Consider the following 10,634-nt stretch of genomic DNA (forward strand, 5'->3'; position numbering starts at 1 on the left):
TTTTCATTGCAAGAGCCTGAAGAATACAAAATAATGGTTTTGGATAATGGTGCATTCCACAAGGCAAAAAAACTAATCATTCCAAAAAATATCTTCCTATTATTTCTACCTCCTTACAGCCCAGAGTTAAACCCTGCTGAAAAGATATGGCAACATATCAAAAGAAAGTTTACCAATAAACATTTCGAAAATTTAGAACAAATCAGCACATTCTTTGACCAAGCAATAAAGAACCTAAGCCCTCAAATGGTAATGTCTATATGCACATTCAAATATATGAATATAGATACATTTTGGTCTAATTAAAATATCATTATCGTATTACTTGGTATTCAAAAGAAACAGCATATTTCAAAGAAATTTGAAATATGCTGTAAGATTGTGTTTTTGAGTTACTTATCGAATCAATGTAACGGATCCTTTTTGTTCAAAAGGTTCGTCATTGTCTCGCAAGCCTCGAATTACATAGACGTAAACGCCTTCCGGTGCTTGTCCGCCTCCTATGTCTGTGCCTTTCCAGAAGTCGGTTAGTGTTTCATTCGAAAAGACTTTTTGCCCCCAACGGTTAAATATCGTAATTGTATATGATTTTAAGCCAATAACGGGGAAACTGAAGATGTCGTTTACGTTATCTCCGTTCGGGCTGAATGCTGTTGGCACAAATACCTGATCTACATTTGCTACTATGGCCGGCCCATGAATTATCGTTGCAGAGCAATTGCCGTTAAAAACAGTTAATGTTACAAAGTATTCTCCGATTTTAGCATAACGGTGTGTTGGATTTACTTGGGTTGAAGTAGTACTGTCTCCAAAATCCCAGAGAACGCCTGTGTAGTTTTGGCTTAGGTTTTCAAATACTACTTCGGGATTTCTTCCGGATATAATACCCGGTATGAATGGCAGTGAACGAAACTCTGCTATTGGCGCAGGCACTTGAGTTACCACAATTTGGTCAGCAGCGGTACACCCTCCGGGAGTTACTACACTTACGGCGTATTCCCCAACCCGATAATCAATTACGTTATTACCAGCTACTTGCAGTGGAGTTCCGTCTAATGTCCATGTATAAGCTGCCATCGGAATATAGGGTGCAGTGATGACCACCAATGGATTTGTGGGGCAAAAACTTGTATCCGGGCCTAAATCTATTGATATTGTATTTTGAATATCTACTAATACAGTATCCTGAGCAATACAACTGCCGGAAACTACCGTAACTCCGTATAAACCGGCATTTTGAACTATAATTTCCGATAAGCCGGTTGTGTTTGGGATAGGAGTTCCGTTAAATGTCCAGATGTAAGTAGCATTGGGTATATTCCCTGCAACTAATTTGGGGCGGGGATCTACGCTGCACAGCAGCATATTGGGACCTAAATCAACAGAAAGTACATTCGTTATCGTAACCACAATCACATCTGAGCCTTGGCAGCCGGAAGGACGCACAACTGTTACTCCATAAGTACCGCTGGAATCAACAGAAAGCGTTTGTGAGGCTGCTCCCTGAATCACAACGCCATTTCTTGTCCATTGATAAGTTGCATTTCCAACTCCGGCATCTAAGATAACCGGCGCACTGGAATAACATGTAGTTAAATCTGGGCCAAGATTAACCAATAAGCCGGGTACAACAGTCAATTCCATTACGTCCGTGCCTTCGCAACCCGTAGCTGTGCGCACACGCACAGAATAAAAACCGGATTGTGTAGCTAAAAATACAGAATCATTTCCAACCAAAGACCCATTTCTAAACCATTCATAACTAAGCGCATTTAAAATTCCTGTCTGCAATCGGTAGGGCGTTTCGGCAATGCATATACTTGTATCAGGGCCTAAGTTCAAACCAGCTAATGTATCTACCAGCACTTGCTTAATTACTGTATCTGAGCAGCCATTTTGCGTAACAATTAACTGAACATCATGAATGCCTCCTGTGGTAAAGCGAATATTGGTTGGATTTTCTTGAACAGAAGCAGAGGGTTGGGCAGATGAGCCAAAGTCCCAGAAAAACTGTGTTCCAAAGCCGGTAGTGCCGGTATTTGTAAAGCTATAAGGCGCACCTCCAAGACAGTTTGGACTTGGTATAGAAAAGTCTGCCGTAGGCTTAGGCAATACTGTTACAAGCCAAGTAACTGATGTAGAGCAATTTTGGAAAAACTTCGTTAAAGTAACTGTTTTTAAGCCGGTGGTAGTGTAAACCACTATTGGCGGATTTTCTAAATTGGCAGTACCCGGAACAGCACCCGTGCCAAAGTTCCAAAGGTAAGTAGCCCCCGAAGCCGATCCAGTTGTATCTGTATTTGAAAACAGCACTTCCGCATTTTGGCACACAGAATTAGGTCCAGTAATGCTTGCAGTAGGCGAAGCCAACACTGTCATAACTACATTATTAGAAGCCAAACTAACACACCCCGTTGTTGAGGTAACTTGTGCTTTCACAGAATCTCCATTTTGCAATGTGTTAATTGTAAATATATTAGAATTTGCACCAAGAATCACAACTCCGTTTACAAACCACTGGTAAACAGGATTTGCTCCGGCATTATTGGGAACAGCTGTGAAAACAATTTGGCTATTTGCACAAGCAGTTGTGGCACTGGGAACAATTGTAACGCTTGGAATCGGATTAACGACCATAATAACTGCATTAGAAGCAACGCCTCCAACCGGACAGCCATCAGTAGAAGTTACAATAACCCGAACGGTTTCTCCGTTATTCAGATTTGAACTGCTAAAAGTTGCGCCTATTCCCAATGGAGCAGGTACATTTATTCCATTCACTTGCCATTGGTAGGTAGGTGAAGTTCCAGCATTCGTTACTGTAGGCACAAACAAAACAGTTTCTCCTGCACAAATAACTGTGTCAGATGCTGTAACAGAAACAACTGGGTCTGCTGATACTTGTATCAAAACCGGATTAGACATGATGGTGTTTGAGCAACCGCTTACAGACACAATCACTGTTACAACATCTCCGTTTTGGAGTGTACTCGATTGATAAACAGGAGAGTTAGTTCCTACGTTTAAGGCATTTATCTGCCATTGATAACCTGTAGCACCCGGGGCTGAAGCCGTAAAGATAACCGTTTGGCCTCGGCATATTGTAGTGTCAGATGCCGTAATAACTGCTGTGGGTAAAGGTGTAACAGTAATGGCCACCGGATTGGATACCGATAGCGGGCTCGTGCAGCCATTGAGTGATGTAACAACGCAGGTTACTACGTCTCCATGATTTAAAACAGATGTTGTAAATGTATTTGCCAAAGCATTGGGTACATTCACACCATTGATGCGCCATTGATACGTTACCGGCTGGTTAGGAGTAGCTGTAAATGTAACCACCCCACCCTGGCAAATTGAAGTGTTGTTTGCCGTAACCACCACAGTAGGAGCATTTTCTATGGTCATTACTATGATATTTGAAGCAGAATTTGAGCCGGAACAGCCGGTTGTAGAGGTAACAGTTGCTTGAACCTGTGCTCCATTTACCAAATTTGTAGTGGTAAAAGTACTTCCGTTGAAACCGGGTTGGGTAACGCCATTGACCATCCATACATAAAAGGGATTTGCACCGGCATTACCAGACGGAACTGCCGTAAAGGTTACGGAGCTTCCTTGGCAAATCGTAGTATTTGGTGTAGAAATCATAACCGTTGGTGTCGGTAATATTGAAATAGCAACAGTATTACTCATTGAACCGATGCAGCCGGCAGTTGAAATAATTCTGGCCTGGATGGTATCTCCATTAGCAAGATTATTTGACTGGAAATTAGAACCCATAGCAACCTGAACACCGTTACGATACCATTCATACAACGGATTAACTCCGGCATTTGATGGAAATGGCGTAAAAACAATCGTTTGTCCTACGCAGGCGGGATTTGGAAAGGCTGAAATACTAACCGTAGGCTGCGGAAGAACCTGTGCCGTGATTTCATTAGAAAATGAGTTGTTGTTAGAGCAGCCGGTTGCTGAAACTATGCGTACTTTAACTTTATCACCATTTGCCAATGTAGTTGTGGACAACAAGGGTGTGTTGTTTCCAGCTACAAGAATACCATTTAGATACCATTCATAACTTGAACCAATAGTTGGAGAGCCGTTAGCGGAGAAGTTCACCATATCTCCTAAACAAACAGCCCCTGTTGGTGTTATGGAAAGAGTAACAGTTGGCGTTATGGAAACCCGTATAGTAATGCTGTTGCTTACAGAACCACTACTGGTGCAGCCGTCAGCAGACGTAACTTGTGCTGTAATAACATCACCATCTTGTAAATTTGTTTTGACTAATGTGGCAGAACTTGTTCCAACGATTGAGTTGTTGAGTCTCCAAGTGTAGGTTGGGTTAATTCCGGCATTCTGGGCAGTTGCAGTAAATAGAACCGTATCTCCAGCACAAATAGACGTATCACTGGCGGTGATAGCTACCGTGGGAATCGGCTTTACAACAGTAACAACTGAATTAGAAACTGCGCTGGTACATCCCGAAGCTGTTGATACAATGCAAGTTACTGTATCTAAGTTTAGAAAAGTGCTGGAGAAAACCGGAGAGTTGCTGCCGGTTACAAGTCCGTTAATGAACCATGTATAAACAGGGTTTCCGCCGGCATTTGTAGCATTAGCTACAAATGTCTGCTGTGTACCATCACAAACATTATTTTGGTTCACCGAAATAGTAACTACCGGAGCCGGTAAAACCTGAATAATAATCGCCGGAGATGTTGAGTTTACATTAGAGCATCCTGCGGTAGAGATTATTTCACAAGTAACTACTGCATTACCGGTTGGGATAAAGGAAAAGTTAGCGGAATTGGTACCGGCGTTAATGCCGTTTACTTTCCATTGGTAACCGGGGTTAGCTCCGCCGTTAATATGTGTTGCCACCAAATTTACTACTGTTCCCGGGCAAACGCTTGTTCCACCTGGCGCAGCAACGCTAACCGTTGGCTGAGGATTAACAGTTATTGTTATTGGGTTTGAGAAGGACGTAGCACCGGAACAGCCTGATTGCGATCTAATTACAACCCGAACTACATCTCCATTTTGAAGCGTAGTTGTTGTAAAGCTGGAAGAGTTAGCTGCTACATTTTGGCCATTTATGATCCATTGATATGTTGGCGTAATTCCGGCATTTGTTGTAGAAAGCACTGAGAATGTTACTGCTTCTCCTGCGCAAATTACGGTATCGGATGCCGTAATAGTTACCGTAGGAATTGCTCCCACTGAAATTGAAATAGGGTTAGAAATAGATCCTAAGCCCGAACAGCCTTGTGCAGAAGTAATGACACACCGAACAGTGTTATTGTCTGTTAATGTATTTGAGGAGAAAGTAGCACCTGTGGCACCCGGAACATCCGCAAAACCCAAACCGGAATCAACCTGCCACTGATAGGTTGGATTCAATCCGGCATTAACCGGCGTAGCCGTGAAGTTTACGACTCCACCTTGGCAAATTCTTATTATATTAGATGTAATAATAACCTGCGGTATAGGTGAAAGTCCTACTAAAACATTGTTAGAAACATGGCTCGAACAGTTTGCTGCTGTAACGGCATAGGCATATACAATGTCGTTATTCGTTAAAGAGGTAGTTTTGAAAGTATCACTTACAACGCCGGTTGGCTGGCCATTCACGTACCAATGTACCGGAGTGCCGCTTGGAGTTACATTTGCATAAAAAGAAACCGGGTTTCCTTCGCATACTGTGCCAACTACTTGTGAAATCGAAAGCGTTGGCGTTGGATTCACCGTAACAGAAATAATATTTGAGGGGAAAGACCCACTGGCACAACTTCCACTTACACTCATAACCACCTGAATAGAATCTCCATTATTGAGTAAACTTGTAGTATATTGGCTACCGGTTGTGGCTACAGGAACGTTATTGACGTACCAAGTGTAGGAAGGGCCGGAAGCATTAACCGGATTTGCGGTAAATATTATCTGCTCGCCTTGGCATAACACATTCTTAGAAGCCGTAATAGAAACGGAAGCAATAGAACCGGGTAAAACACTTAGGGTCAATACAGGTGTAGTAACCGGTGAGCAACCTTGATAACGAACAACAGCTCTTATAAAAGTATTAGCGGAAACTACCGGAGACGTGATTACATCCGTATTTCCACCAAATGTAACCCAACTTGAGCCAACTAATTGCTCCCACCTAATAGAGTCTCCTGAATAACCACTCAGTGTAAGCAAAGTAGTAGAGCCAGCACAAACCGGATTTTGAGAAGCCAAAATACTACCTGCAATAGCTGTGGGTAAAAACTGCACAATGACGATATTAGATACCGAAGAGGTACAAGAATTGGCTGTAGATACAGCATAAGCAGTAATTAAATCACCGTCTAAAATGTTACTTGTTGTGAAAGACGTTCCTGTAAATCCGGTGAAATTACTGTTTTTGAACCAATAGACAGTAACGTTAGTAGCCGGATTGGGGGTTGCCGTAAAGGTCAAGGAACCGGGGCATTGGCCGCCGCCCGGTGCAGAAATAGTAACCGTTGGCGCAGTATGAACTGTCATCGTGATCGTATTTGAGCCAAAAGCTGCCCCGCCACACAGAGATGGAACGGTCATTTCTACCCGAATTTGATCATTGTTTTGTAATTGGTTGGTTACAAAGGTTTGTCCAACGCCGGTCGTCAGCACATTATTGATATACCACTTAAAGGTTTGCCCTGAACCCGGACCTCCCGGTAAGGCCACAAAAGTAACCGGCTCTCCCGGGCAAATTATAGTCGCAGATGCCGCTAACTGAACCGTTGGAGAAGGCCCTCCAGAAATACTTACCTCAAAAGAATTACTAGGGGACGAACAAACCCCCGAAGTAACTATTCTGCGATAAAACGTTGTGCCAGTGGCTGGAGTAGTAATAAATAAATTTTGTGAAAAAGCACCTGTAATATTTACCCACGTAGCGTTGTCAGGGCTGGACTGCCATTGATAGCTGTAATTAAAGCCATCACCGCCGGATAATAATGGCGGAGCAGTAGCCGAAATGGAACCGGGTATTTGCCCATTGCATAGTAGCATTGGGCCAGAAGTTGTAATTGTATTATTTGAAACATTAGGTTGTACTTGAACTTCATAAGGCCCTGCCCAAGTGGTACATAAGGCTGAACTTACTGCTCTGCGATAATAAGTCGTGGTTGCTAAACCGCTTATGAAAGTTAAATTTGCGCCGTTAGCTGCAGGTATGTCTGTCCAGGTTATTAAATCCGTACTTCGTTGCCATTGAAAAGTATAAGGGCCGCCACCACCGCCGGCGATGCTTCCCAAAGGAGAAGCAAAAATCGTATCTGGCGGAACACCAGAACATACAATTTGCGGAGAAATAGAAGTTATCGCATTTCCCGTTAGGGCGGGATTCACCGTTATTTGTAGAACATTTGATACACTCACACAAGTGCCGGAGGTAACTACTCTGCGATAAAATGTGGTTACCGTTACAGCAGGCAATAGGTTAAAGTCTAAATCTTCATTAGTTCCTCCCGTTGCTGCAGGAATATTGGTAAATGGCCCGACTAATGCGGGAGCACTTTGCCATTGGTACGAAAATGCGCCTGTTCCCCCCGCTAAAACCGGAGGTCCAGAGCCATTTAATACGTTAGGAGTTTGACCTGAACATACAGATTGGTTAGCTGTTGCGGTATTGTTATTGATGCCGGGTTCAACAGTAATTGCGATAGATCCGCTGGTAGAAGCATTTGCGCCATCGCAAGGAGTAGAGGTAACCACACGTCTTACGTAGTAAGTTATGGGAGATGACGTTGAGTTAGGTACTTGTGCGGCAACCAAACTTAGGTTTTGAGAGGTTATACCCAATGAACTATAAGGGCCGCCTATTCCGGTAGAGCTAATCTGCCAGTCATAAATATATGAATTAGTTCCACCTGTTGGGGTAGTAGCTGTAACGGTTGAGGGATTTATGCCTGCACAAATTGTTTGGGGGCCGGAGGTAATTGCATTGTTTGCTATTGCAGGATAAACAACTACTGTAATTTCTTGATAACCGCGGCTGCGCATTCCTTGATTGGTAGCATAAATTCTATAGTTATAGGTGCCGGGGCCTAATGCAGCAGCCGGAGTATAGCTGGTTGAAGTAGTGGTTAAAATATCAGATCCATTAAGCCAAAGGATGTAGCTACCGCCGGAGGCTGCTGTTTGCCAGCGGTTTGCATAATTTCCGGGTACGGTGTACATTCCCCACGTTAAAGTGGGCATTCCTGAAACGCAATAGCTAATTCCGGTACTGTTTAGGTATCCCGGTCTAGGCGTTTCATATAAAAATTTAAAAGAGGCACCGGCGTTATCGCTTCCACAAGCACTGGTAAAGTAATCCGGAGTAATAACTGTTATCGAAGGTTGAAAATAACGAAATTCTACTTCTCTATTGCTGGCGTCTTTAATTCTGCTTCTTGGGCAGTAGTTATCATCTTCGGTGCAGCCACATAAAACGTTAGTGCTGCAATTACAGGGACTATTGTACGTATCTCGGCCATTTGAGCATTGGTCGCATCTATAGCACAAGAAGCCACAACCTCGATAGCAATCGAAGCAATCGTCTTCCCAGCTTTCTATTTCGGATTCTAACAGTCTGGGGACGTTATTGGTTGTGTAGAGATAGTTAAATATATCTATGTCGGCGAAGTCATACCAGCCGGATCCGCCGCTACCTTGCCATGTTCCTGTATAAATTTGGCATCCGGCTGCTGAGCCGGGGCCTCCTATCCAGTCGCAACCATCTAAATTTGCGTTATCTCTATTCCAGTTAATCCAAGTAAATTCACCGTTTAGGGGTGCGTCGCTGTTAGATTGTTTATAGAACCAGTCTAACATACTTCTGACGCGCATTGGCCCGTCGCTATATTGGGTTTGTGCTAATGCTAAAGCTGGATCATAAAGCCAGCCTATAATCAGGAATAATCTAAATATTCGTTGAGTCATCTGTTTAATTTTTAAACGGTTGAGGGGAAACGGTACCGGGTTCTACATCTTTACCTTCGTCATCACCTATTTGTACAGCAGTTTCACGGGGGCCGTGTGCTATCAAATTGGGGTCTATGTCTTTGGATTTTATTCCGTAACGCAATAGAGATTCTTCCGAAACTTTATCGAATTCGGGAGTCTTAATCAGGGCTGTAAATTCAGTGGGAAAATGTTTCATCCATGATTTTATTGTAGTCTCGCTGGTTTGGTCATTTTTAAAATAATCCGGTTCTGTATTTGCAAAAGGGAAATGTGGTGCTACTGCTGTTACACGTTCACGGGAAATTCCGCTTTCATAAATTAAATCATAAAAAGTGTCGTATAATTTGTAACGCGGAACAGGTAATTCAGCCAAAAAATATACCCAAGATAAGTTCCAGTTATTTTTCTGTTCAATTGTAGTTTCAAGGGATTTCCATTCTTCGGGATATGCGAGCATCCAACCTTTCCATTGTTCTTGGTATTGGAGCATAGTAGCTTCAGATGCATCTGCACTTGTAGGCATTGGTAAATGCGGTGCTATCTGTTGTGCCTCATTTAAGGAAAGTCCAGATTGTTTGAGCATTTGCCAATATTGGTGCATCAAATTGACCCGTTCATAAGATTTGTCTATATTTTGCCCAAAAGACTGCACCCCATACGAGCAAATTAGCCAGCACAAAAGTAGTTTTATGAACACCCTTGATATTCGTAACATCATATTTATTACTAAAATAAGGGCGAAAAATAGTATTATTTTCTTTATCTGCTTACGTTTTTGTCCTTTTGTGTAAAATTTGGGATTAATATGGTTGTAGTTACAAAAAGTATAATAAAAAGATTGGCAGTAAGGAGTAACTCTACAACCTACAGTTAATGCAAAAATAACGGTTACCTACCCTCATTATCGAAGCATAAAAGCACCTAAGAAAACAACTATAAATGATTGATTACAAGTTAGGAATAGAATATTCGTTAGGAAGACTACCTGTTTTCCCAAAAAACAAGAAACCGATGATGTCTTGGTAGCGACAATACCCTATCAACGAAATTATAGCTTTCTGTTTTTTGAGCCATAATCCGGTATTTCGTTCCTAAAAAACCGCATTTCTGTGGTTTTTTAGGAACAATTAATTTAAGGAAATAAGAAAACAAGGGACTTTATTAAAAAATAGCTTCTAATTTCTTCACTAGGTCTGCCTTAGAAACGGCTCCAACTTGCTTATCCACCACTTTACCATCCTTAATAAATAAAATTGTAGGGATAAATTTAACTTCATATTTACTAGATACATCGGCATTGGAAGATACATCCACCTTTCCAATCAATGCTTTACCAGAATACTGTTTGGCTAAGTCTTCAACAATAGGACTTATCATTTTACAGGGGCCACACCATTCTGCCCAAAAGTCAATCATTACCGGTACACTTGATTTTAAAACTACTTCATTAAAATTTGAATCGGTGATTTCCACTGCGTGCTTACTCATCGTTTTATTACTTGTAATAGTTCAACTAATATTGAGCTAAAAAAGTTCATTTTTTAGGTTAAATCTTTGGTTGTGGTTTAGAAAGTATGATGAGGTTTTTGGCAATAAAGACTAATTTCCTGACTTCATCAATAGGACACCCAAAAGTTCAAAACAGTGCTAATAGCCAT

4 protein-coding genes are annotated in these 10,634 nt (G+C 42.0%); 1 reads left to right on the forward strand and 3 read right to left on the reverse strand.

The genetic code is table 11. The features are described 5' to 3' along the window. The coding region (locus LC115_06420) for a transposase (protein ID MCZ2356309.1) at positions 1–306 on the forward strand (306 nt) is incomplete at its 5' end. Between the two features lie 90 nt (positions 307–396). On the opposite strand, the gene LC115_06425 is transcribed toward LC115_06420, so the two are convergent. The 3 genes from LC115_06425 to trxA all read right to left on the reverse strand — a co-directional run bounded on the left by LC115_06425 (position 397) and on the right by trxA (position 10,464). Then, on the reverse strand, positions 397–8,952 hold the full coding sequence (locus tag LC115_06425; GenBank protein ID MCZ2356310.1) for a PKD domain-containing protein: 8,556 nt from the start codon (positions 8,950–8,952) through the stop codon (positions 397–399). 4 nt (positions 8,953–8,956) lie between these two features. Continuing rightward, positions 8,957–9,694 (reverse strand): hypothetical protein, encoded by a 738-nt coding sequence (locus LC115_06430; protein MCZ2356311.1) that lies wholly within the window; start codon positions 9,692–9,694, stop codon positions 8,957–8,959. Positions 9,695–10,137: 443 nt separating this feature from the next. Then, positions 10,138–10,464, reverse strand: a complete 327-nt coding sequence (trxA, locus tag LC115_06435; GenBank protein MCZ2356312.1) for a thioredoxin — start codon at positions 10,462–10,464, stop codon at positions 10,138–10,140. Positions 10,465–10,634: the final 170 nt, after the last annotated feature.

The sequence above is a fragment of the Bacteroidia bacterium genome (genome assembly GCA_026932145.1).
Lineage (GTDB): Bacteria > Bacteroidota > Bacteroidia > J057 > JAIXKT01 > JAIXKT01.

What these genes read in the sequence shown, in the direction of transcription:
- LC115_06425 (MCZ2356310.1), bottom strand. Translation starts at nt 8,952, where the DNA reads ATGACTCAACGAATATTTAGATTATTCCTGATTATAGGCTGGCTTTAT.
- LC115_06430 (MCZ2356311.1), bottom strand. Translation starts at nt 9,694, where the DNA reads ATGATGTTACGAATATCAAGGGTGTTCATAAAACTACTTTTGTGCTGG.
- trxA (MCZ2356312.1), bottom strand. Translation starts at nt 10,464, where the DNA reads ATGAGTAAGCACGCAGTGGAAATCACCGATTCAAATTTTAATGAAGTA.